19 protein-coding genes are annotated in these 21,740 nt (G+C 70.5%); 4 read left to right on the top strand and 15 right to left on the bottom strand.

Annotation, left to right across the window (positions count from 1 at the left end; genetic code table 11):
• Positions 1 to 68: 68 nt before the first annotated feature.
• The 4 genes from DER72_RS09430 to DER72_RS09415 all read right to left on the bottom strand — a co-directional run bounded on the left by DER72_RS09430 (position 69) and on the right by DER72_RS09415 (position 6,996).
• Positions 69 to 533: a DUF6586 family protein gene (locus tag DER72_RS09430; RefSeq protein WP_110069736.1), complete on the bottom strand. Its 465-nt coding sequence runs from the start codon at positions 531 to 533 to the stop codon at positions 69 to 71.
• The gene (gene topA / locus DER72_RS09425) at positions 530 to 3,169 is read right to left on the bottom strand and encodes a type I DNA topoisomerase (RefSeq protein WP_110069735.1); all 2,640 of its coding nucleotides are present in this window, start codon (positions 3,167 to 3,169) and stop codon (positions 530 to 532) included. Before topA ends, DER72_RS09430 begins: the two co-directional genes overlap by 4 nt.
• A gap of 245 nt (positions 3,170 to 3,414) precedes the next feature.
• Positions 3,415 to 5,922: a DUF3141 domain-containing protein gene (locus DER72_RS09420; protein WP_110069734.1), complete on the bottom strand. Its 2,508-nt coding sequence runs from the start codon at positions 5,920 to 5,922 to the stop codon at positions 3,415 to 3,417.
• A gap of 126 nt (positions 5,923 to 6,048) precedes the next feature.
• On the bottom strand, positions 6,049 to 6,996 hold the full coding sequence (locus tag DER72_RS09415; RefSeq protein ID WP_110069733.1) for a hypothetical protein: 948 nt from the start codon (positions 6,994 to 6,996) through the stop codon (positions 6,049 to 6,051).
• Between the two features lie 100 nt (positions 6,997 to 7,096).
• Here DER72_RS09415 and DER72_RS09410 point away from each other — a divergent pair, with 100 nt between their 5' ends.
• Complete coding sequence (locus DER72_RS09410; RefSeq protein ID WP_110069732.1) at positions 7,097 to 8,080, top strand: LysR family transcriptional regulator; 984 nt, start codon at positions 7,097 to 7,099, stop codon at positions 8,078 to 8,080.
• A gap of 199 nt (positions 8,081 to 8,279) precedes the next feature.
• Entirely contained in the window at positions 8,280 to 9,335 is a 1,056-nt protein-coding gene (gene lipA, locus DER72_RS09405; RefSeq protein ID WP_110069731.1) for a lipoyl synthase, read from the top strand.
• Here lipA and lipB read toward each other — a convergent pair.
• From lipB to DER72_RS09350, 11 genes are all read right to left on the bottom strand, one after another.
• On the bottom strand, positions 9,322 to 10,038 hold the full coding sequence (gene lipB, locus DER72_RS09400; protein WP_110069730.1) for a lipoyl(octanoyl) transferase LipB: 717 nt from the start codon (positions 10,036 to 10,038) through the stop codon (positions 9,322 to 9,324). The two genes, lipA and lipB, sit on opposite strands and share 14 nt — an antisense overlap.
• Positions 10,038 to 10,349, bottom strand: a complete 312-nt coding sequence (locus DER72_RS09395) for a YbeD family protein (protein WP_110069729.1) — start codon at positions 10,347 to 10,349, stop codon at positions 10,038 to 10,040. The genes lipB and DER72_RS09395 overlap by 1 nt, the downstream gene beginning before the upstream one ends.
• Positions 10,350 to 10,418: 69 nt before the next feature.
• A complete protein-coding gene (locus DER72_RS09390) occupies positions 10,419 to 11,633 on the bottom strand; it encodes a D-alanyl-D-alanine carboxypeptidase family protein (RefSeq protein WP_181395640.1) in 1,215 nt (404 codons plus the stop codon).
• Between the two features lie 47 nt (positions 11,634 to 11,680).
• Positions 11,681 to 12,679, bottom strand: coding sequence for a septal ring lytic transglycosylase RlpA family protein (locus DER72_RS09385; RefSeq protein ID WP_110069728.1), 999 nt, complete (start codon positions 12,677 to 12,679; stop codon positions 11,681 to 11,683).
• Positions 12,676 to 13,734 (bottom strand): lytic murein transglycosylase B, encoded by a 1,059-nt coding sequence (gene mltB / locus DER72_RS09380; RefSeq protein WP_110069727.1) that lies wholly within the window; start codon positions 13,732 to 13,734, stop codon positions 12,676 to 12,678. The genes DER72_RS09385 and mltB overlap by 4 nt, the downstream gene beginning before the upstream one ends.
• Before the next feature lie 43 nt (positions 13,735 to 13,777).
• The gene (gene rodA, locus DER72_RS09375; protein ID WP_110069726.1) at positions 13,778 to 14,938 is read right to left on the bottom strand and encodes a rod shape-determining protein RodA; all 1,161 of its coding nucleotides are present in this window, start codon (positions 14,936 to 14,938) and stop codon (positions 13,778 to 13,780) included.
• Between the two features lie 3 nt (positions 14,939 to 14,941).
• Positions 14,942 to 16,849: a penicillin-binding protein 2 gene (mrdA, locus tag DER72_RS09370; protein ID WP_110069725.1), complete on the bottom strand. Its 1,908-nt coding sequence runs from the start codon at positions 16,847 to 16,849 to the stop codon at positions 14,942 to 14,944.
• Between the two features lie 27 nt (positions 16,850 to 16,876).
• The gene (gene rlmH / locus DER72_RS09365) at positions 16,877 to 17,344 is read right to left on the bottom strand and encodes a 23S rRNA (pseudouridine(1915)-N(3))-methyltransferase RlmH (RefSeq protein WP_110069724.1); all 468 of its coding nucleotides are present in this window, start codon (positions 17,342 to 17,344) and stop codon (positions 16,877 to 16,879) included.
• Positions 17,341 to 17,706, bottom strand: coding sequence for a ribosome silencing factor (gene rsfS, locus DER72_RS09360; protein ID WP_110069723.1), 366 nt, complete (start codon positions 17,704 to 17,706; stop codon positions 17,341 to 17,343). The genes rlmH and rsfS overlap by 4 nt, the downstream gene beginning before the upstream one ends.
• A gap of 139 nt (positions 17,707 to 17,845) precedes the next feature.
• A complete protein-coding gene (gene nadD / locus DER72_RS09355) occupies positions 17,846 to 18,472 on the bottom strand; it encodes a nicotinate-nucleotide adenylyltransferase (RefSeq protein WP_110069761.1) in 627 nt (208 codons plus the stop codon).
• A 65-nt stretch (positions 18,473 to 18,537) separates the two neighbouring features.
• On the bottom strand, positions 18,538 to 19,830 hold the full coding sequence (locus DER72_RS09350; protein WP_110069722.1) for a glutamate-5-semialdehyde dehydrogenase: 1,293 nt from the start codon (positions 19,828 to 19,830) through the stop codon (positions 18,538 to 18,540).
• 105 nt (positions 19,831 to 19,935) lie between these two features.
• Between DER72_RS09350 and DER72_RS09345 the strand changes: the two genes are divergently transcribed.
• A complete protein-coding gene (locus DER72_RS09345) occupies positions 19,936 to 20,805 on the top strand; it encodes a hypothetical protein (RefSeq protein WP_110069721.1) in 870 nt (289 codons plus the stop codon).
• A complete protein-coding gene (locus tag DER72_RS09340) occupies positions 20,798 to 21,724 on the top strand; it encodes a diguanylate cyclase domain-containing protein (RefSeq protein ID WP_110069720.1) in 927 nt (308 codons plus the stop codon). The genes DER72_RS09345 and DER72_RS09340 overlap by 8 nt, the downstream gene beginning before the upstream one ends.
• Positions 21,725 to 21,740 lie beyond the last annotated feature (16 nt).

Raw genomic sequence — 21,740 nt, 5'->3', positions numbered from 1 at the left:
CCTAAGGGCTCGGAGCTGGTCCGTCGACAGGCCTCTCCTCGCCTTGCTGGCTTACTATCGGGGGAGCGCTACCACTCCTGGCTGGTTTCGCGCAGGGCGGCGATCTCGGCCTTGGCGGCCTGCAGGCAGCCGTAGAGCTCGTCGCCCAGGGCGGCGGCGCTGCCCACGGCGATCAGGCCGGCGGCGGCGCCGGTGCGGCGGCGGGCGACACCTTCGCTTGCGTGCAGCGCCTCGAGCCTGCCGATCAGCCAGGCGAGCCAGCTGTCGGGCTGGGCGGCCAGCTCGCGCAGGCGGTGCAGCTCGGCGATCTCGGCCCCCTCGGGGCCGAGCAGCTCACGCCAGGCATGGCGCTCGAGACGCGCATGCTCGGTCACCTCGCGCAGCAGCGACTCGAGGGCCAGCTCGGCAAGCGCCAGGGCACCCTCCTCCGCCGCCATGCGCCGCGCCTCGGCGTGCTCGTCGTCGCCGGCCGGGGTCTCGAGCAGCAGCTCGGCCTGGTAGAGCAGCTGGTTGGTGCGGGCTCGCGGGGTCACTTGCGCTTGTCCTCCACCTGCCAGCGGTTGCCGTCGTAGGTGGCCTTCCAGCCGGTGGCCTTGCCCTCCTCTTCGGTCATCACGAACTGCTCCTTGGCCTTGCGCGAGAAGCGGATCTGGGCCGGGCGGCCATCCGGGTCCTCACTGGGGGCGTCGAGCAGGTAGCGGTACTTCTCCGGCAGCTCCTCGGCGTGTGCCTTGAGCTCACGGACCAGCGGCGGGCGGGTCTCGCGGTTACGGGGGAACTTGCTGGCCGCCAGGAACAGGCCGCTGGCGCCGTCGCGCAGCACGTAGTGGTCGTCGACCTTCTGGCAGGCCAGCTCGGGCATGTCGATGGGGTCCATCTTGGGCGGCGCCACCTCGCCGTTGCGCAGCAGCTTGCGGGTGTTCTTGCACTCGCTGTTGGTGCAGCCGAAGTACTTGCCGAAGCGCCCAGACTTGAGCTGCATCTCGCTGCCGCACTTGTCGCACTCGATGGTCGGGCCGTCGTAGCCCTTGATGCGGAACCTGCCCTGCTCGATCTCGTAGCCGTCGCAGTCCGGGCTGTTGCCGCAGATATGCAGCTTGCGGGTCTCGTCGATCAGGTAGCTGTCCATGGCGGTGCCGCACTTCGGGCAGCGGTGCTTGGCCCGCAGGGCATCGGTCTCGGCCTCCTCGTCGGCGTCGGCGGCCACCGCCTCCTCGCCGGGCAGCAGGTCGATGGTGGTCTTGCAGCGCTCCTTGGGCGGGAGGTTGTAGCCGGAGCAGCCCAGGAAGACCCCGGTAGAGGCGGTGCGGATCTGCATCTTGCGCCCGCAGCTGGGGCAGTCGATGTCGGTGGGCACCGGTTGGTTGGGACGCATCCCCTCCTCGCTCTCGGCCTCCGCGAGCTCCTTTCGGAACTCGGCGTAGAAGGCGTCGAGCAGCTCGCGCCAGTTGCGCTCGCCCTCGGCCACCTCGTCGAGGCTGTCCTCCATGCGCGCGGTGAAGGAGTAGTCCATCAGGTCGGGGAAGGACTCCTTGAGCCGCTCGGTGACGATGTCGCCAAGCTTCTCGGCATAGAAACGCCGGTTCTCCAGCTTGACGTAGCCGCGATCCTGGATGGTGGAGATGATCGAGGCGTAGGTGGAGGGCCGGCCGATGCCGCGCTTCTCTAGCTCCTTGACCAGGCTCGCTTCGGTGTAGCGCGCCGGCGGCTTGGTGAAGTGCTGGCGCGGGTCCAGGGAGGCCAGGGTCATGGGGGTGCCCTCGGCGAGGTCCGGCAGCGACTGATCCTCGTTCTTGCCGGCTGGCTTCATCACCCGGGTGTAACCGTCGAACTTGAGCACGCGCCCCTTGGCCTTGAGCTCGTAGCCGTCGGCGGCCACGGTGAGGGTGCTGGAGAGGTACTCGGCCGGGGTCATCTGACAGGCCACGAACTGGCGCCAGATCAGCTCATAGAGCCGCTCGGCGTCGCGCTCCATGCCGGCAAGGTCGGTGGCACGACGCCCCACGTCGGTGGGGCGGATCGCCTCGTGGGCCTCCTGGGCGCCCTCCTTGCTGGAGTAGCGGTTGGGGGACGCCGGCAGGTAGCGCGCGCCGTACTCGTCGCCGATGAACTCGCGCACGCTCTCCACGGCATCCTTCGAGAGGTTGGTGGAGTCGGTTCGCATGTAGGTGATATAGCCCGCCTCGTAGAGGCGCTGGGCCAGGGTCATGGTCTTCTTCACCGAGAAGCCCAGCCGGCCGCTGGCGGCCTGCTGCAGGGTCGAGGTAATGAAGGGCGCGTTGGGCTTCGACCGCGTGGGCTTGTCTTCCCGCGCGGTAATGGCAAGCGACGCCTTCCTGAGCGCGGCGATGCGCTCCAGGGTCTCGGCCTCGGAGGTGGGCCGGAAGGCCTTGCCGTCCTGGCGCACCAGCTCGAAGCGCACCGGCTCGCCGCCGCCCCCCTCGAGCTGCGGCACCAGATCGGCATGGACGTCCCAGAACTCCTCGGGCACGAAGGCGCGGATCTCGCGCTCGCGCTCGACGATCAGGCGCATAGCCACCGACTGCACCCGCCCGGCCGAGAGGCCGCGGGCGATCTTGGCCCACAGCAGCGGCGAGAGCATGAAGCCGACCACACGGTCCAGGAAGCGCCGCGCCTGCTGGGCCTCGACCCGCGGCATGTTGAGGGTGCCGGGGTCCTTGAACGCCTCCTGGATGGCGTTCTTGGTGATCTCGTTGAAGACCACGCGCTTGTAGCGCGCGTCATCGCCGCCGATGGTCTCGCGAAGGTGCCAGGCGATGGCCTCCCCCTCGCGGTCGAGATCGGTGGCGAGATAGACGGTGTCGGCCTTCTGGGCCAGCTTCTGGAGCTCGGCGACCACCTTCTCCTTGCCCGGGAGGATCTCGTAGTGGGCCTCCCAGCCGTGCTCGGGGTCGATGCCCATGCGCCGGATCAGCTGCTCCTGGGACTTGCGCTTCCGGTACTCGGCCTTCTCCTCCGGCGACATCTTGCGGGTCGCCGCGGCCTGCCGCGCGCGCTCCTTGGGATCCGAGGCCGCCTTGCCCGAGCCGCTGGTCGGCAGATCACGGATGTGACCCACACTCGACTTCACGATGAAGTCGCTGCCGAGATACTTGTTGATCGTCTTGGCCTTGGCCGGCGACTCGACGATGACCAGTGACTTTCCCATAGTGCTCCACTGAAAGTGCATGGCGTGGACGTCGAGTCCTCGCCTGACAATGCCATACCGCCCTGATTCGGCGGGCGAAAAATGCGCCTACCCTAACCCAGCGCCTGGCATCGCGCCAGTGGGCGCCCGCGGTTGGCGCCTTCTGACCCTAGACCGCACCCTCGGGCGAGGGCAAGCCTCCGTCAATGACAGCGCCCCTGCCACCGGGGTGGCAGGGGCGCTGCTGGGGTCGTGCCTGGCCTGGCTCAGCGCTTGTTGCCACCCGGCTTGCGACGGGGTGCCGGGGTCCGGCGACGCGAGGCGGCCGGCTTGGCATCGGGCTCCTCGGCCTTGGCGGCAGGCGCTTCGGCCTTGGCGGCAGGCGCTTCGGCCTTGGCGGCGGGCGCCTCGGCCTTGGCAGCTGGCGCCTCGGCCTTGGCGGCAGGCGCTTCGGCCTTGGCCTTCGCCGCCGGCTGGGACTCCATCAGGCCCTCGAGGTCGCTCAGGGCCAGGCGCTGGGCCTCGGCCTGGCTGCCGACCCACGCCTGGGCCTCGGCACGCGCCTCGGCCTCGAGGATGGGTGCCTGGTCGATGGCCTGCTCGAAGAGCCCCCTGATCCGGGCCAGGCGCTCGCTGGAGCGCTCGGAGAGCTCACCGCTGGCCGCCAGCACGTGCTCGATATGCTCCAGGTGGTCGGCGATCTGCTCCGCCGTCTGCCCCTTGAGCAGCTCGGGCAGCGCCTCGACGGCACTCTCACGATCGAGCTTGAGGATGAAGAACTGCTCGCGCATCAGCTGCTTGAAGTCCGCCACGGTGAGCTGGGGCTCCAGCTCGGCGTGGGAGGCACGCAGGCGCTTGAAGTTGCGCTCGTCGGTGGAGGGGGCGCCCCCCAGCACGTAGATCAGCGCACGGATCACCGCCTCGTGGCTGCCACCTTCCACGACACGCTCGGTGAGCTCTGCCTGGCGGCGCGCGATGAAGCGGCGGTGTTCCGGCTCCGACCCAGGGCGGCGGCGGTGCACATGGGCGTCACCGCCCAGGCCCACCAGCGACTGCAGCAGCGGCTGGCCATAGACATCCAGGAACAGGCGCTCGGTGGCGCCGTCGCGCAGGTCCCGCCAGGCGTTGAGGCTGCCGGTGATCTGGCTGGAGACGATCGACTCCAGCACCCGGAAGAGGTTCTCCTCGTCCACCGGATGGCGCTTGGCACGAATCTTGTCGGCCAGCACCGGCACCGCGTTCATCAGCGGGTTGCGATCGGAGAAGAGGCGGTAGCCCAGCCGGTTGGGGTGCATGCGGCGCATCCAGCGGGCCGATTCGGGCGTGGCCAGGGCACGCACCCAGGGCTGCACGAAGAGCCGGTAGAGCCCGAGGTTGATCTCCGAGATCCGCGCCACGGTGGCGAAGCGGGTATCGTCCTCGGTGGAGTGCTGCACCACCCGGTCGAGCTCCTCGACGCTGCGCGAGGTGAACTCCAGCAGGTAGTCCCGCTCGATCAGCTCGGCATCGTCGCGCTGGGCGGCCTCGGAGACGGTGGTCTCGTAGAGGCCCGGCGGCAGCACGTCGATGTAGTCCATGTTGGCCGTGAACTCGGTATGCTCCTTGCGGGAGACACTGCCGGAGACGAAGATCCCCAGGTGGCCGGTGCTGTCATGGACGCAGTAGACGATGGTCTGCTCGCTGGCCTCGATGTCATCGACTCCCGCGTAGAGGTCGCGGACCCAGCCCAGCGCCTGGGGCGGCGGTGTGATGTCGTCGCCCCAGGAGCAGAACACCACCACCGGCGAGCGCACGTTGCGCAGGTCGATGCGGCGCCCGTCGGAGGTAACCAGCTGAGCGGTGGAGAGGCGGTTCCCCACGAAGAGGTTGTCGACGATGTACTGGATCTCGTCGCCGCCGAGCACCACGTGGCCGCCCCACCAGCGCTCGAACTCCAGGTAGCGCTCGGCCTCGGTGTCGATGTTGGCATAGAGCCGATACTGCTTGGTCCAGTAGGTGTTGGCCGGATTGAGGTTCTCGAAGTTCTGCACCAGCCAGGCGCCATCGAACTGGCCGTCGCCCAGGTCGCTGAGCAGCGAGGTCATCCAGCTGCCGCCGGTCATGCCACCGGTATAGCGCATCGGCGCGTTGCCGCGGGTACCGGCCCAGTAGGAGAGCGGCGAGCCGGCGATCAGGATCGGTCCGAACAGGTCGGGCTCCAGCGACGCCGCCATCATGATCTGCCAGCCGGCCTGGCAGTTGCCGACCACCATGGGCTTCTCGGCACCGCGCTCGCTGTGGCGCTGGTTGACCAGGCGCAGGAAGGCGACCTCCGCCTCCACCACGTCCTCCACGGTCTGGCCGGGCTCCGGGTAGGGCAGAAAGCCGATGAAGTAGCAGGGGTGGCCAGCACGCAGCGCCACGCCGATCTCGCTGTCGGGCTTGAAGCCGCCGATGCCCGGGCCGTGACCGGCGCGGGGGTCGACCACCACGAAGGGACGCATCTGCGGGTCGGTGGGATAGCCCCCGGGGGGCTGGATACGCAGCAGTTCGTAGTTGACCGGCCGCGGCAGGTCACGACCGTCCATCAGCACCTCGGCCTCAAAGCCCAGCACGCTAGGGCGGGTCTGCTCGATGTGTTCGAGGTACTGGTTGCCACGCTGGCGCATCACGTCCATGAAGAGCACACTGCGCTCGAAGGCATCCAGCCAGTAGCGGCCCGCGGCGCGCCCGAACCCGAAGGGGTCGAGCAGCGTTACCACGGGGGCCGGGGGAGTCGGCATCGGAAGATTCATCGCGAGCTCCTGGCAATTCGGTCAGAGGGAGGAGAAACAGAGCGTGGAGATTCCACGCCGTTTGTTGCAGTGCAATATAACGCAATATCGACGCCCCGGCGAGTGAAAACTCCGTGACGGGCACGCCTAATCGACGCCCAGCGGGCGCATCAGCGCGGCGGCCTCCTCCACCCCCAGCAGCTCCTCCAGGCCCCGCCGCCCGCGGCGCAGAGCCTCCTCGGGCGTGCGCCCCCAGGCCGTGAGACGCCCCTCGCCCCCGGTCTCGGGGGCGCGGTCCAGGCGCAGGCCGGGCCCGCCGCTGATCCCGGTGGCCGCTGCGGGAACCAGGCGCCACTGCAGGGCATGGCCGCGGGGGGCCAGGGCCGCCTGGCGGTCCCGTAGCCGGTCGCCGGCTGCCAGGCGCAGCTGAACCACCACCGGATCCAGCCCGGTCAGGGCCTCGTCCATCGCCTCCCGGCCACAGAGCCCGGGGCGCATGTCGCAGAAGCCCAGCCGGTTCTCCTGCAGCGCAAAGCCCAGGGTCACGAGCCCCCGCAGCTCCAGGGCGGCGAGCCCCTGGAGAGCGAGCTGGCCAAGATAGGTGCGCTGCTCAGGCGTCAGCCAGGCCACCGGGGCGCGCACCAGGCCCGGCCCCAGCGCTTCCCGCACCGCCAGCCAGCGCACCCGGCCGAGGCGGTCGCCGAGCACCGCCAGCTCGACCCGGCGTCCCGGCGCGCCCGCCTCCGCCAGGGGGACTCCCGCCTCGCGCAGCAGGGTCCGCACCGCCGCGCCATCCTGCATCGCCTCGATCAGCGCGAGGCGAGGCCCCACGAAGGGGAGCCCGGCGGCCCGACAGGCCCTGGCCAGCGCCAGCTGACGGCGGGTGTCGGCCTCGCCGGGGTGAAGCGCCGTGCAGCCGGCACTCAGGGCGCGCGCCACCAGCGCCTCGGCGGGCTCGTCGGGGGTGATGGCCGCCAGGCAGGCCAGGCCCAGCTCGGCGGCGGCCTGGCGTACCCGCAGGCCGGCGAGCCCGACGGCGGCCAGGGCGAGGCGGGGCGGGCTCCCCGCGGAACCGGAAAGCGTGAAGCTGTTCACGTGGCACTTGCCTCCTTGGCGGTGGCCCCGGCGGGGGCGGCGGTGCTAGCATGGATCACGGACCGACAAGAGGCCGACGGCGTCCATCCGGCAGGCGATCATGACCACTCCCAAGCTGCTCAACAAGTTGACCTTCCGCCAGCTGCAGGTATTCCAGGCGGTTCACGATCAGCACTCCTACTCCCGAGCGGCGGAGCAGCTGGGACTGACGCAGCCCGCGGTCAGCGCCCAGATCCGCCAACTGGAGCAGGCGCTCGGGCAGCCGCTGTTCAAGTATGCCGGCAAGACCCTCCATGTGCTGCCGGCGGCCGACGCCCTGGCGGCCTCGGTGCGGGCCATCTTCGGCCAGGTCTCGCGGCTGCAGATGGCGCTCTCGGACATGTCCGGCACCATCCGCGGCGAGCTCAATCTGGCGGCGGTCTCCACCGCCCAGTACGTGGTGCCCCATCTGCTGGCGCGCTTTCGTGCCCACTACCCCAACATCCAGGTTCGCCTCAAGGTGTGCAACCGCAGCCAGGCCCTGGAGCGCCTGGCCGAGCAGCGCGACGACCTGGTGATTATGGCCCGGGTGCCCGACGACAGCGACCTGGTGATCATGCCGATCCTCGACAACGAGATGATCCCGCTGGTCTGGCCCGGCCATCCGCTGCTCCAGGCCAGCTCGCCCACCCTCGAGGACTTCGCCCGCCACTACGTGCTGATGCGCGAGCCCGGCTCCGGCGTGCGCAGCGCCTTCGAGGAGCTGGCCGCCGCCCAGGACGTGAGCCTGGCCCATCGCATCGAGCTCGGCACCAACGAGGCCGTCAAGCAGGGGGTGATGACCCAACTGGGGGTCGCCGTGCTGCCGCGCCTGGCAGTGCGCCTGGAGCTTGCGGCCGGCCTGCTCGAGGAGCTCGCCCTGCCCGGCTTCCCGCTGCGCCACTCCTGGTGCACCGTCTACCCCCGGGAGCGCTTTCCCACCCCGGTCACCGAGCTGTTCCTGCGCTTCGTGCGCGAGCACCTGGCGGCGTTCCACGCCCACTTCCAGGCGCCGCCCCGCCCGCTGCCCAATCACGACGTGGTCTGCCTGCCGCTGAGCTCCTGATCCACCTCTGATTCCCCCCCTGAGCCAGGTCAAGGCCAGGCGGGACGACGCGCCCGAACGATGCCTGGCTCCTGCGACTATGGTAGATTGTGGGCCCGACACCCAGTAACCATCAGCACGCCCGACGCGGCCTGCCGGCAGCCGATGCCGCCATCGCCCGCACGCCGGGCGGCCGCCGAGCGAAGGGGCTCACACCCGAATGAGCGACAAGACCTCGAAACACGTCCCCAGCGGCGAGAAGTTCCGCACCCAGCACGGCTTTGCCGCCATCAAGGACGGCATCAAGCAGCGCCGAGAGCCGGAAGAGCAGGCCGCCGACCCGGGGCGCAAGCCCAAGTGGCTGCGCGCCCAGATTCCCGGCGGCGAACGCTTCGAGGCCGTCAAGCGCAACGTCAGCGAGCACCGTCTGAGCACCGTGTGCGCCGAGTCCCACTGTCCCAACATGGGCGAGTGCTGGAGCAACGGCACCGCCACCATCATGTTGATGGGCTCGGTCTGCACTCGCGCCTGCCGCTTCTGCGCCGTGGATACCGGCAATCCCGGGGGCTGGCTGGACGCCGAGGAGCCGGCCAACACCGCCAAGTCGGTGGAGCTGATGGGGCTGCGCTACGTGGTGCTCACCTCGGTGGACCGCGACGACCTCGACGACGGCGGCGCCGCCCACTATGCGGCCTGCATCCGCGCCATCAAGGCCAACACCCCCGAGGTGGTGGTGGAGGCGCTGACCCCGGACTTCGACGGCGTCCACGCGGCCATCGAGCAGGTGGTCGACTCCGGCCTCGAGGTGTTCGCCCAGAACGTCGAGACCGTCGAGCGCCTGACCCACAAGGTGCGTGACCCCCGCGCCGGCTATCGCAAGACCCTGGACGTGCTGGCCCACGCCAAGCGCCACAACCCTGCGGTACTCACCAAGACCAGCCTGATGCTGGGCCTGGGCGAGACCGACGAGGAGATCCTGGCCACCTTCGACGACCTGCGCGAGATCGGCGTGGATATCGTCACGCTGGGTCAGTATCTGCGCCCCACCCGCAACCACCTGGCGGTGGAGCGCTGGGTCTCCCCCGAGGAGTTCGAGCGCTATCGCCAGATCGGCCTGGAGAAGGGCTTCATGGAGGTGGCGGCAGGGCCGCTGGTGCGCTCCAGCTACCGCGCCGACCGGGTCTTCGAGAAGAACAACCTGGGCCTCTCCGCGCCGGCCCCGGTGCCGGGCCAGGCGCCCGACCCCGACCGCATCGACGCCATCAACGTCGGCTGATCAGCTCCCTGCCCAGCTCGAGCGCCAGGCACCGGGCCAGGCGCTCGCCTATCTCCTCCACGCCGGGCGTCGCCACGCCGGGCGTCGCCACGCCGGCATCTTCGGCGACCAGATCCGCCAGGCGCGTCATCGCCATGCCGGCATAGCCGCAGGGGTTGATGCGCAGGAAGGGGGTGAGGTCGCCGTCGACGTTGAGCGCCACCCCGTGGAAGCTGCCGCCGCGCCGGATGCGCAGCCCCAGCGAGGCGATCTTGGCCTCGCCCATGCCCGTCGTCACGTAGACGCCCGGCGCATCGGGGCGCGCCCGGGCCGCGATGCCGTACTCCGCCAGCAGCGCGATCACGGCGTTCTCGAGCCCGCTCACCAGGTCACGCACGCCAAGGCGCGAGCGACGCACGTCGATCAGCGGATAGAGCACCACCTGGCCGGGGCCATGGTAGGTCACCTGGCCGCCGCGATCGGTCTGCACCACCGGGATATCCCCGGGCATCAGCAGGTGCTCGGGCTTGCCCGCCTGCCCCTGGGTGAAGACCGGCTCGTGCTCCACCAGCCAGAACTGATCCGGGGTGTCGGCGTCGCGGGTGTCGGTGAGCTCCCGCATCGCCTGCCACACCGGCAGGTAGGGGCGGCGCCCCAGGCGGTGCAGCTCGATGGGTGGCAGCGCCTGAGGCGCCGAGGCCAACTCGGAGGGAGGGGTGGCCATCACACCACCATGTGCACGCGGCCGGTGGCCTTGAGCTCCACGAACAGCGCCTGCAGCTGGGGCTCACCGGTGGCGCGGATGGTCAGGCGCACCGATTGGAAGCGGCCGTTGCGGCTATCCACCACTTCCAGGCGGGTCGCATCGAACTCCGGGTCGTGGCGGCTCACCACCTGGCAGACCATGGCGGCGAAGTCTTCGGCGGCATCACCCACCACCTTGAGGCTGTAGCGGCAGGGAAAGGTGATCGTGGGCGGCTTGCCGGAGGCCGGGCGGCTCGGCTGGCGCAGATCGCGCAGGGAGTTGTCGTTCATGGGAAGTCCAGCGGGTTACGTGTATGGCGTCATTTTACGCAACCCGCCGGAGAGAGACCACTCGAGGGCCTAGCCGAACCAGCCGCCGACCAGGTTGGAGAAGAAGCGCCGCACCTGGTCGAGCAGCTTCTTGACGAAGCCGCCCTCCTCCACCGACTCGAGTGCCACCAGGGGCTGCTCGCCGACCACCTCCTCGCCCAGGCGCACCTCGAGGGTGCCGACGCGCTGGCCTGCCTCGATGGGAGCGGCCAGATCGCCCTGGATATCCAGGCGCGCGGTCAGCTCCTGGTTGCGGGCCCGCGGCACCGTCATCATCACGTCGCGGTCGACGCCCACCGGCAGCTGGTTGCTCTCGCCGCCCCACACCCGCGGGGTGTTGAGCACCGAGCCGGCGTCGTACAGCTTGAGGGTCTCGAAGTAGCGGAAGCCGTAGCTCAGCAGCTTCTGGGTCTCCTGGGCGCGCGACTCCTCGGAGGTGGTGCCCATCACCACGGAGATCAGGCGCATGCCGTCACGTTTGGCGGAGGCCACCAGGCCATAGCCCGCCTCGGTGGTCCAGCCAGTCTTCAGGCCATCCACCGTGGGGTCGCGCCACAGCAGCCGGTTGCGGTTGGGCTGGCGGATATCGTTGTAGGTGAAGTACTTCTCGGCGTACATCGCATAGTGCTGGGGGTAGTCGTTGATGATGTACTGGGAGAGCAGCGCCATGTCACGAGCCGAGGAGTACTGCTCGGGGTGCGGCAGCCCGGTGGCGTTGGCGAAGTTGGTATTGTGCAGCCCCAGGCGGGTGGCGTGCTGGTTCATCAGGTCAGCGAAGGGCGCCTCGCCCCCGGCCAGGTGCTCGGCGACCGCCACGCTGGCATCGTTGCCGGAGGCGATGATGATCCCGTAGAGCAGGTCGCGGATCGACACCTGGGTGTCGACCTCGATAAACATCTTGGAACCCCCGGTGCGCCAGGCGTTCTCGCTCACCCGCACCATGTCGTCCATGGCGATGTTGCCGCGGTCCAGCTCGCGCTCCACCAGGTAGGCGGTCATCAGCTTGGTCAGGCTCGCCGGCGGCAGGCGCTCGTCGGCGTTGTGCTCCACCAGCACCCGGCCGCTGTCGGCATCCATCAGGAACCAGGAGTTGGCGGCCAGCTGGGGCGGCGAGGGAATCATGATCTGCGGCTGGGGCTGGGGGACCGGCACACTCTGGGCCGAAGCCAGCGTCGATACCATCAGCAGGCAGGCCAGCAGCGCCGGGATCAGCCTCAGGCGGCGAAGGAAGAACAACTCTCTCATGGGGACAGCTCTCATGGAACGCTCAGGGGAAAGGGACCCAGCGCCGCTCACTCGGCGCCGTTGACGACAAAGCTCTGCTCGAACCCGGCGCGACGAAGCTCGCCGCGCACGGGCTCCACCTGATCGGCGCTGGCCAGCGGGCCGACCTGCACCCGGTGCACGCCGGTCGAGGTGGCCACCCGCACCGGGCGGGAGAGCTCGGCCTGGAGCCTGGCCTGCAGCGCCTGGGCGCTCTCGGCGGAGCCCAGGGCGGCGATCTGGAGGTAGATGGGGCGGCCATCCGCGGGGCTGCCGGACGCGGCAGCGCCGTTGGCGGGCGCGGCGGCCGACGCCACGGGAGTGGTCTGCGGCGCAGGGGCCAAGGCCACCTGACTCGCCGCCTGCCGGGCCGGCGGGGCGACCGCGGCGGTCGCACTGCGGGAGCCGCCCCCGCCATTCTCGGCGAGCCACTGCTCCACGTCGATTGCCTCCACCTTCACGCGCCCGGTGCCGCGCTCCAGGATGCCCAGCCGCGCGGCGGCGGCATAGGAGAGGTCGATCTCGCGGTCGTTATGGAAGGGCCCCCGGTCGTTGACCCGCACGATTACCGAGCGGCCGTTGTCCAGGCTGGTGACGCGCACGAAGCTGGGCAGCGGCAGCGAGCGGTGGGCGGCGGTCATCTTGTACATGTCGTAGATTTCGCCGTTGGAGGTGGCGTAGCCGTGAAACTTCTCGCCGTACCAGGAGGCCGTGCCCTGGCGAGCGTAGCCGCGGGCATCGGGCAGCACCTGGTAGGTCTTGCCCCACACCTCGTAGGTCGGCCGGTTGCCGCCCCGGGACAGCGGCTCGAGCCGCGGCACCGCATCGGGAATCTGGCTGACGTCGGGGGGATCCATCGGATAGGCGTCCCCAGACATGGCGTAGCGCCCCCCGCTGGTCGGCGCAGCGGACGGCGCCGCCGAGCGCATCTCCGAGGAGCTCGATGGGGCCTGGCCCCCGCTGCCGGCGCAGCCTGCCAGCAGCACGGATGCTGCGACCGCCGCCAGCCACCCCAGCCGCGCGCTCATGGCCGCCCCTCCCCGTTGGCCTGCACCGCCTGCAGCCAGTGGGCATCCAGCGCCCGCGCCGCCTCGATGGCCTCGGCCAGCTCGGTGACCGCCATGGCATAGAGATGGCTGTGGTTGTAGCGGGTGATCACGTAGAAGTTGTGGTCGCCGAGCACGTAGCGCCAATTGTCCTCGCCATCCTCCAGAGAGACCGGCAGCAGCGGACGGTCGGCGTCGATGGCATCGGGCACCCTGATCCCGGCCTCGGCGACGTCGCTCGCCGCCACGGCTGGCGGGCGCGCGGCGCGGTTGAAATCGATCGCCTCCGGCGGGGTCGCGGGCCCCTCGGCATCGTGATAGATCGCCTCGCCGGCTCGCCAGCCATGCTCGGCAAAGTAGTTGCCCACGCTGCCGATGGCATCCACCGGGTTGGTCCAGAGATCGCGGATGCCATCGCCGTCGAAGTCCACCGCATAGGCGCGGTAGCTGGTCGGGATGAATTGCGGGTAGCCCATGGCGCCGGCGTAGGAGCCGGTGAGCTCGCCGGGGTCGACGCCCTGCTCGTGGGTGATCTCGAGGAAGGCGGCCAGCTCGCCGCGGAAGAAGCCGCCCCGGGTCGGGTGGTGGAAGGCCAGGGTGGCCAGGGAGTCGATCACCCGGTGGCGGCCGGTGAAGCGGCCGTAGCTGGTCTCGACGCCGATGATGGCGGCGATCACCTCGGCAGGCACGCCATACTCGGCCTCGGCGCGCTCGAAGGCATCGCGATGCACCTCGAGAAAGGTGACGCCGCGGTGGATGCGCTCGGGCTGCAGGAAGATCTCGCGGTACTCGTCCCAGCGCAGGCGACGCTCGGCGGCACCGGCCATGGCGTCCAGCACGCCCTGCTGGAAGTCGGCGGAGGCCATGGCGGCCTCGAGCCAGTCGCGCTCTATGCCCTTGGCGGCCAGCTCCTCGACCAGCTGACGCGTCTCGGTGTGGCTGCGCGGGTCGAAATCCGCCGCCAGAGGGCTCATCGACACGCCCAGGGCAACCATCGCGGCCAGCGCCCTCACGCCATGGTTTCGAATCCGTAACATGCAGCTCTCTCTCTGATTCGGCAGCCGGATACCCGCAGCGGCACTAGCGCGGAAGCAAGCGGCGGTGCGCGTGAATGGCCATGAGAATACCGAAACCCGCCATCAAGGTCACGCTGGAGGTTCCGCCGTAGCTGACCAGCGGCAGGGGCACGCCGACCACCGGCAGGATGCCGCTGACCATGCCCACGTTGACGAAGACGTAGATGAAAAAGGTAAGGGTGATGCTGCCCGCGACCAGACGCCCGAAGGTGTCCTGAGCGCCGGCGGCGAGCCACAGGCCACGGCTGATGATCAGTAGGTAGAGCAGCAGGATGGCGACGATGCCCACCAGGCCGAATTCCTCGCCGAGCACGGCGACGATGAAGTCGGTATGGCGCTCAGGCAGGAACTCCAGCTGGGACTGGGTGCCCTGCAGCCAGCCCTTACCGAATACCCCGCCGCTGCCGATGGCGGTGGTGGACTGGATGATGTTCCAGCCCGACCCCAGGGGGTCGCTGTTGGGATCAAGGAAGGTCAGCACCCGCTGACGCTGGTAGTTGTGCAGGTTCATCCACAGCAGCGGCAGCGCCGCCGCGGCGATCACCGTCAGGGCAGCGATGAAACGCCAGGAGAGCCCGGCCAGCAGCACCACGAAGACCGCCGCCGAGGTCACCAGCAGCGAGGTGCCGAGGTCGGGCTGCTTGGCGATCAGCACGACCGGCACGGCGATCAGCACGCCGCACACCGCGATGTCGCGCAGCCGCGGGGGAAGCTCCTGGCGGCTCAGGTAGGCGGCCACCATCAGCGGCACCGCCAGCTTCATCATCTCCGAAGGCTGGAAGCGGATGACGCCGGGGATCACCAGCCAGCGCTGGGCCCCCATGCCGACGTCACCGACGAGCTCCACCGCCACCAGCAGCAGCACCCCCAGCAGATAGACCGGCAGCGCCCAGCGCAGCAGGGTGGCCGGGGTGAGCTGGGCGATGGCGAACATCACCACCAGGGCCACCCCGAAGCGCAGGCCCTGGGCGATCACCGCGTCGAGGCGCTGGCCGCTGGCGCTGTAGAGCACCACCAGGCCCGCCGCCATCAGCACCAGCAGCATGCCCAGCAGCCAGGGGTCCAGGTGGAGCCGCTCCCACAGGCTGCGGCGCCGGGAGATCCCGCTGGCCGGCGCCCGCACCGGGTAGGGACGCAGCACCCGGGAGAGGTCGATCATGCCCATGACTCAGTTCCCCGCGATTCGGCCATCGTCTTCCTCGATCGCCTCGCGCAGCTCCTCCACGTCGAGCTCGCGATCCCTGAGCAGCCAGGCATCGGTCATGGCCCGGGCAAGGTGGGCGGCGTGGGTGCTGCCGCCCCCGGCGTTCTCGACGATTACCGACACCGCGATCTGGGGGTCCTCGGTGGGTGCGAAGGCCATGAACAGGGCGTGGTCGCGCAGCCGCTCGGCCAGCTCCTCGGCGTTGTAGCGCTGGTCCTGGCCCAGCGAGAAGACCTGGGCGGTGCCGGACTTGCCGGCCATGCGGTACTCGAGCCCGACCCCGGTGCGCCGCGCCGTGCCCTCGTGACCGGTGAGCACCTTCTCCATGCCGGAGAAGACCCGATCCCACCAGGCGTCGTTGGGGATCTCGATGTCCGCGGGCGTGTCGGCGACCCGGGCCGGCACCTCCCGGTCACCGATATGGCTTGCCAGGCGCGGCTTGACCCACTCGCCGCGGTTGGCCAGCACCGCGGTGGCGGTGGCCAACTGCAGCGGGGTGACCTGCCAGTAGCCCTGGCCGATGCCCACCGAGAGGGTCTCCCCCGGGTACCAGGGCTGGTTGAAGCGCCCGCGCTTCCAGTCCCGGGAGGGCATCAGCGCGGTGCTCTCGCCGAACACGTCGTGGCCCACCCGCTGCCCGAAGCCGAAGGCGCTCATGTTGTCATGGAGCCGGTCGATGCCCATATCGTGGGCCAGCGAGTAGTAGTAGGTGTTGTTGGAGACGGCGATGGAGCGCTCCATGTCGACCCAACCGTGCCCCCAGCGCAGCCAGTTGCGGTAGCGGCGGGAGTCGTTGGGCAGCTGGTAGAAGCCGGGGTCATGGATCGCCCGATCCGGCGTGATGATCCCCTCGGCCAGCCCGGCCAGGGCCAGGAAGGGCTTGATGGTGGAGCCCGGCGGATAATGGCCGCGGATGGCCCGGTTGTAGAGCGGCAGGTCGAGGTTCTCCTGCAGCGCCCGATAGGAGGCGACGTCGATGCCTGTGACGAACTGGTTGCTGTCGAACCCCGGCGCCGAGACCATCGCCAGGATCTCGCCGGTCTTCGGTGCGATGGCGACGATGGAGCCGCGGCGCCCGTCGAGCAGCTCATAGGCCAGCTTCTGCATCTTCTTGTCGAGGGTCAGGGTCAGGTGCTGGCCCGGCACCGGGTCGGTACGCCCCAGTTCGCGCAACACCCGTCCGCGGGCATTGGTCTCCACCTTGCGCAGCCCCGCCTGGCCGTGCAGCTCGTCCTCGTAAAAGCGCTCGACGCCGGTCTTGCCGATGAAGTAGGTGCCGGCGTAGCGACCAGTATCCAGGGTCGCCATCTCCTCGGCGTTGATGCGGCCCACATAGCCCAGGGCGTGGGCCATCACCTCGGCATCCGGGTAGTAGCGCAGCAGCTGCGCCTCCACCTCGACGCCGGGCAGCAGGTGGCGGTTGACCGACACCCGGGCGATCTGCTGTTCATCGAGATCGCTCATCAGCAGCGCCGGCTGGAAGGGCCGCTGGCGCTGGCGGGAGCGCAGCCGGAACGCCTCGGCCTCCTCGTCGGAGAGCTCGAGCAGCTCCACCAGCAGCGCCAGGGTCGCGTCCAGGTCATCGACCCGTTCACGCACCAGGGTGAGGTTGTAGGTGGGCCGGTTCTCGGCCAGCAGCACCCCGTTACGGTCGTAGATCAAGCCGCGGGTGGGGGGAAGCGGCTCCACCCGCACGCGGTTCTTCTCGGAGCGGGTGCTGTAGAGCTCGTGCTGGACCACCTGCAGGTAGGCCAGCCGCCCCATCAGCAGGCCGGTCATGGCGAACACCAGCACGGCGGCGAGCAGCGCACGCACCCGGAAGATGCGCAGCTCCTGCTCGGGGCTCTTGAGGTTGTCGCGATTCTTGCGCATCGCACTCTCGGCCAGGCGGTGGCTCGGTCAGCGGTGGTAGGGGTGACCCACCATCAGGGTCCAGGCACGGTAAAGCTGCTCGGCGAGCAGGATCCGTACCAGCGGGTGAGGCAGGGTCAGCGGCGACAGCGACCAGCGCTGATCGGCGGCGGCGGAGAGCCCCGGCTCGAGTCCGTCGGGGCCGCCCACCAGCAGCGCCACGTCGCGCCCGTCGAGGCGCCAGGCCTCGGCGTGGGTGGCGAGCTGCTCGGTGCTCCACGGCTTGCCCCCCACCTCCAGGGCCACGACATGCTCGTCACCGCGCAGGCGGGCCCGGATGCGTTCGGCCTCCTGGGCGATGGCACGGGGAATGTCGGCATTCTTGCCGCGCTGGCCGGGGGCGATCTCCTCCACCTCGAGGGCGAAGTCCCGGGGGAGTCGCTTGCGGTACTCCTCGACCCCCTCCGTGACCCAGGCGGGCATGCGGGTGCCCACCGCCAGCAGGCGGACCCTCATGCCCCGGAGGCCTCGCCCTCGCTGCGCTCGGCGTCGCTGTGCAGGTCGGCCCACAGGCGCTCGAGGTCGTAGAGCTGGCGAGTTTCCGGCAGCATCACGTGCACCACCACGTCACCCAGGTCGACCAGCACCCAGTCGGCGCCGTTCTCGCCCTCGACGCCCAGCGGCTGGAGGCCGGCCTCCTTGGCCTTCTGGACCACGTTGCCGGCCAGGGCCGCCACGTGACGGGTGGAGGTGCCGCTGGCGATGACCATCAGGTCGGTCACGCTGGTCAGGTGCGAGACATCCAGCAGGGCGATGTCCTTGGCCTTGAGGTCCTCCAGCGCGTCGATCACCAGAGTCTTGAGTGCGTCAGTTTGCATAGGGTCTTCTGTCTGAATGTCGTTGATCGGCCATTGTACCGGGTTGACCGCCCGCTGGCAGCGCCCGTTCCCGGCCTTTCTGCCATCACCACACGGCTCGGCCTGCCCCCGGCACTCCTCAGCGGAGTGCTTCAGGAAGTCAGCTGCGGTAGAGGCCATGCTCGAGCAGGTGGCGCTCCACCGCCTCGGGCAGCAGGTAGCGCACGCTTCTGCCCTGGGCCAGGCGGCGGCGCACCTCGGTGGCCGAGATCGCCATGCGCGAGGGGAGGCTGAGGCGCAGCAGGCTGCCGGCGGGGCTCGCCATCAGCGCCTCCACGCCGGCCACCTCGCGGCCGGCGATCAGCGCGTCCAGGGCCGCCGGCAGCGGCGCCTCGAAGTCGGGGCGGTCGATCACCACCAGGTGGGCCAGGGCAAATAGCCGCTCGGGCTCGTGCCAGTCGGCCAGGCGCAGAAAGGCGTCATGGCCCAGCGCCATCACCAGGCGCGCCCCGGGGCCGACCTCCTCGCGCAGCGAGGCCAGGGTGTCGGCGCTGAAGGAGGGACCCGCCCGGTGCAGCTCCCGGGGGTCGGCGATCAGCCCCGGGGTGTCGCCGATCCCCAGGCGCAGCAGCGCGAGGCGCTGCTCCGGGGAGACCCGAGGCTCGCCGCGCAGGGGCGGCACGCTGGCCGGCACCATGTGGACCCGGTCCAGGGCCAGCGCCTCGCGCAGCTCCACGGCGCTGCGCAGGTGGCCCAGGTGCACCGGGTCGAAGGTGCCGCCGAGCATGGCGATGCGCGGCGCGCGCGGCGGGTCGGCCTCCCCCGCCGGCAGCGGCAGGTGCACGCCCTGGCTCACTGGCGGATCTGGCCGTCGCCCAGCACCACGTACTTGCGGGTGGTCAGCCCCTCGAGGCCCACCGGCCCGCGGGCGTGGAGCTTGTCGGTGGAGATGCCGATCTCGGCGCCCAGGCCATACTCGAAGCCGTCGGCGAAGCGGGTGGAGGCGTTGACCATCACCGAGCTCGAGTCCACCTCGGCCAGGAAGCGCCGCGCCAGGCCGTAGTCGTCGGTGACGATGGCGTCGGTATGGTGGGAGCCGTGGCGCTCGATGTGCTCGATGGCGGCCTCGATGCCCTCCACCACGCGCACCGCCAGCACCGGCGCCAGGTACTCCGTGCCCCAGTCCGCTTCGCTGGCGGCGGCGGCCTCGGACAGGATCGCCCGGGTGCGCTCGCAGCCGCGCAGCTCTACGCCGTGCTCGGCGTAGGCCGCGGCCAGCCGGGGCAGCAGGTGCTCGGCCACCGGCGCGTCCACCAGCAGGGTCTCCATGGTGTTGCAGGTGCCGTAGCGGTGGGTCTTGGCGTTGACGGCGATGGCGAAGGCCTTGTCGAGATCCGCAGTGGCATCCACGTAGACGTGGCAGACGCCGTCCAGGTGCTTGATCACCGGCACCCGGGCCTCGCGGGAGATCCGCTCGATCAGCGACTTGCCGCCGCGGGGAATGATCACGTCGACATACTCGGGCATGGCGATCAGGCGACCCACGGCGGCGCGGTCGGTGGTGGCCACCACCTGCACGGCGCCCTCGGGGAGCCCGGCATCGGCCAGGCCATCGCGGATGCAGGCGGCGATGGCGGCATTGGAGGCGCGCGCCTCGCTGCCGCCGCGCAGGATCGCCGCATTGCCGGACTTGAGGCACAGGCTCGCCGCCTCGACGGTGACGTTGGGCCGCGACTCGTAGATGATGCCGATCACTCCCAGCGGCACGCGCATCTGCCCCACCTGGATCCCGCTCGGCCGGTAGCGCAGGCCGTCGATCTCGCCGACGGGGTCGGGCAGCGCCGCCACCTGGTGGAGCCCCTCGATCATGGCGTCGATGCGCGGCGCCGTGAGCTCCAGGCGGTCGAGCAGCGCGGCGTCGAGCCCGCCGTCCCGGCCGCGGGCCATGTCCTCGGCGTTGGCCGCGGCGATCGCCGTGCGCTGCGCCTCGAGGCGCGCCGCGATGGCCAGCAGGGCGGCGTTCTTGGCGCCGCTGGAGGCGCGACGCATGGCGGCCGCGGCCTGGCGGGCCGCCTGGCCGAGCCCGGCCATGTAGGTCTCGACGTCCCGGATCGCCTCGTCGGTGGAGATGACTTGTGCTGACATGCCGAAAGAGGTCTCCTGTGGGCGTGGCCAGAGGGAGCGGCCACGACGTTATACTGGCGCAGCCTGGCCGCGCGAATTCGGGAAAGGGAGCCATAGTAAGCCACCATGCAGAGCAAGTACAAAGTCGGCCTGCTGCGCCTCAACCTGCTGCTGGCGGCCCTGCTGCCGGCGCTGATGGCCCCGGCTTCGGCGAACCTCACCGAGGCCCTGCTGCTGTGGATGGCCGCCGGCTGGCTGGCCGTCTCGGCCGTGCTGGTGGAGTTCAGCCATCGCCGCCCCCCCCTGGTGCCCTGGCAGCTGCTGCCCAGCCTGCTGCTCACCGCCCTGCTGCTCACCGCCCCCGAACGCTTTCCGATCTGGCTGTGGGCCTGGGCGGCCCTGGTCATGCTGCCCCAGCCGGCCTGGATGTCCATCCTCAACCTGCTGCTGGCCGCACTCTCCTGGGGCTGGCTGGCCCACGCCATGCCGCCGGAGCAGGCGGCCTTCTCCGGCGCGGTGCTGGCGGCGCTGCTGCTGCTCGGGCTCTCCCGCTCCCGCGACCTGGCGCCGCTGCGCGGCATCGCCCGCCGCCGCGCCCACCTGGCGCCCGGCCTGCGCCTCTGGCCGCGCGCCCAGCTGGGCCGCGACCTGCCCCGGGAACGCGCCCGGATCCGCCGCGACGAGGTGCATGGCGAGCTCGTGCTGCTGCGCACGGGGCGCAGACGCTTCTGGCACCAGGCTCAGCGGCTGTGCACCCTGACCCGCAGCTTCGAGCACTGCTATCGGCTCGATGGCCGCGCCCTGGCCGCCCTGCTGCTCTCTCCGGATGCCGAGCAGGCCGAACACCGGCGCGCCGAACTGCTGGCCGCGCTGGGGCCCATCCAGCGGCTGCGCGCCACACCGCTCTCGCGGATCGTCTCGCTGGCCGACGAGTGCCGGGCGCTGGAGCGCCAGACGGAGGCAACGGGCCCGGCGCGCGAGGTGGATCATGGCTGAGCTGCAGCACACCCGGCTTCACGCCGGCCTCTATGCCCTCGCCGCCCTGCTGCTGGTCGTCCAGGCGGCCTGGTTCTACCTGGTCGGCGACTACGACCGCATCCTGCTACCCGCGCTGCTCGCCCCGCTGCTGATCACCGCCGCCCTGATGCGCCTGGGCCAGCCCGAGACCGCGCGGCTCTCGGCCTACCTGGTCCTGGTGGCCGGCTATCTGCTGGTGGCCATGGAGCTGCCGGGCCCCTCCTCGCTGACTCCCTTCTGGCTGGGCCTGCCCCCGGTGCTGACCCTGCTGCTGCTGCCGCTGGGGTCGGCCATGCTGCTCAACCTCACCCTGGCCCCGGTCTGGCTGCTGCTGGCCGATGCCTGGCTGACCCCCGACCTGGCGCTGGGCTACCTGGCCCTGGTGGTGGTCGCCGGCCTGGCGCCCTGGGAGATCCTGCACCAGCGCGCCCTGCTCCAGGCCACCGACCCCATGGATGAGGAGTGCGACGCCATGCGCCCCAGCGCCATGCATGACCGCCTGCACAGCGAGTGCGAGCGCGCCGCCCTGCTGGACCAGCGCCTGGCGGTGCTGCTGATTCACCTGCCCCAGCTGGAGATGGCCAGGGAGCAGTTCGGCAGCGGCGCGCACCGGGCCCTGCTCAAGGCGCTCTGCGACACCGTGGCCCGCTGCAGCCGGGACCACGACCTGCTGGGCCGCGAGGGCGATGCCGACTTCTGGCTGCTGCTCCCCGACACCAGCGAGAGCGGCGCCCTGCTCGTGCGCCAGCGCCTGGAGGAGGCGCTGGCGCGTCGAATCCTGCTGGATACCGGCCAGCTGGAGACGCGCCTGACCGTCTGCTGCCTGCGCCAGGGGGAGGAGGCCGATGCCTTTCTCCAGCGCCTCCAGGCCACGACCCAGCGCAACGCCACATCCTGACCGCCCCCGACACGGA

The sequence above is a fragment of the Halomonas sp. A11-A genome, from assembly GCF_003182195.1.
In the GTDB taxonomy this organism is placed as follows: Bacteria; Pseudomonadota; Gammaproteobacteria; order Pseudomonadales; family Halomonadaceae; genus Halomonas; species Halomonas alkalicola.
The sequence above is the reverse complement of the archived record's forward strand: the minus strand, read 5'-3'. Positions and strand labels throughout refer to the sequence as shown.

Coding starts and splice junctions, on each gene's coding strand:
- lipA (WP_110069731.1), top strand. CDS start 8,280: ATGAGCGACAAGACCTCGAAACACGTCCCCAGCGGCGAGAAGTTCCGC.
- mltB (WP_110069727.1), bottom strand. CDS start 13,734: ATGTTACGGATTCGAAACCATGGCGTGAGGGCGCTGGCCGCGATGGTT.
- DER72_RS09345 (WP_110069721.1), top strand. CDS start 19,936: ATGCAGAGCAAGTACAAAGTCGGCCTGCTGCGCCTCAACCTGCTGCTG.
- rsfS (WP_110069723.1), bottom strand. CDS start 17,706: ATGCAAACTGACGCACTCAAGACTCTGGTGATCGACGCGCTGGAGGAC.
- lipB (WP_110069730.1), bottom strand. CDS start 10,038: ATGGCCACCCCTCCCTCCGAGTTGGCCTCGGCGCCTCAGGCGCTGCCA.
- DER72_RS09340 (WP_110069720.1), top strand. CDS start 20,798: ATGGCTGAGCTGCAGCACACCCGGCTTCACGCCGGCCTCTATGCCCTC.
- DER72_RS09410 (WP_110069732.1), top strand. CDS start 7,097: ATGACCACTCCCAAGCTGCTCAACAAGTTGACCTTCCGCCAGCTGCAG.
- rodA (WP_110069726.1), bottom strand. CDS start 14,938: ATGGGCATGATCGACCTCTCCCGGGTGCTGCGTCCCTACCCGGTGCGG.
- DER72_RS09420 (WP_110069734.1), bottom strand. CDS start 5,922: ATGAATCTTCCGATGCCGACTCCCCCGGCCCCCGTGGTAACGCTGCTC.
- nadD (WP_110069761.1), bottom strand. CDS start 18,472: ATGCTCGGCGGCACCTTCGACCCGGTGCACCTGGGCCACCTGCGCAGC.
- DER72_RS09395 (WP_110069729.1), bottom strand. CDS start 10,349: ATGAACGACAACTCCCTGCGCGATCTGCGCCAGCCGAGCCGCCCGGCC.
- DER72_RS09390 (WP_181395640.1), bottom strand. CDS start 11,633: ATGAGAGAGTTGTTCTTCCTTCGCCGCCTGAGGCTGATCCCGGCGCTG.
- topA (WP_110069735.1), bottom strand. CDS start 3,169: ATGGGAAAGTCACTGGTCATCGTCGAGTCGCCGGCCAAGGCCAAGACG.
- mrdA (WP_110069725.1), bottom strand. CDS start 16,849: ATGCGCAAGAATCGCGACAACCTCAAGAGCCCCGAGCAGGAGCTGCGC.
- rlmH (WP_110069724.1), bottom strand. CDS start 17,344: ATGAGGGTCCGCCTGCTGGCGGTGGGCACCCGCATGCCCGCCTGGGTC.
- DER72_RS09385 (WP_110069728.1), bottom strand. CDS start 12,679: ATGAGCGCGCGGCTGGGGTGGCTGGCGGCGGTCGCAGCATCCGTGCTG.
- DER72_RS09350 (WP_110069722.1), bottom strand. CDS start 19,830: ATGTCAGCACAAGTCATCTCCACCGACGAGGCGATCCGGGACGTCGAG.